Annotated in this window: 1 pseudogene; it reads left to right on the plus strand. The window is 44.9% G+C overall.

The annotated features are described in order from the left end of the window. Positions 1–243 precede the first annotated feature (243 nt). Positions 244–568 (plus strand): annotated as a pseudogene (gene dut / locus ACFIL3_RS11120) (dUTP diphosphatase); the annotation flags it as partial.

Raw genomic sequence — 568 nt, forward strand, 5'->3', positions numbered from 1 at the left:
TACCCAAAGCCATAACGAGAGCCGTGGAACAGGAGGTTTTGGTTCAACGGGACACACTTAAGAAGCTCTGAAAAATCTCTACTCTCAAAATAACACATACCCAACCACTCTTTCACTAGAAGTCCCTTGGGCTTTTAAAGTGTAGAAGGAGTGCGCATTTGCTTTCAAAGTTTTTTCACTAAACGCCCCTCTAAACAAGTATCCTTACTCTTCTCCTGTCTCTTCTCAATCTTCACACCCCCCTTGACTTTATCCGTTCAGCATCTTGCACTTGGGACAAGAAAGCTTCCTCACTACACAACGGCTGATTCTGCGGTCTTGGATTTACAAGCAGCAATTGGTAAAGAAGAAACGCTTGTTCTTGCCTCTGGGCAGCGGGCACTTATTCCAACAGGTCTCATTTTTCATTTATCTCTTGGGTTTGAAGCACGCATCCGTCCACGCTCTGGCTTAGCCTTAAAACACGGGCATCACATGCCTCAACACTCCAGGAACGATTGAGTGTGACTACCGTGGTGAAGTCAAAGTCCTTCTTATCAATTTAGGCCAAGAAGACTTTTCAATCCAA

Origin of the sequence: Bartonella sp. CE47NXGY, assembly GCF_042195415.1 — a bacterium.
In the GTDB taxonomy this organism is placed as follows: Bacteria; Pseudomonadota; Alphaproteobacteria; order Rhizobiales; family Rhizobiaceae; genus Bartonella.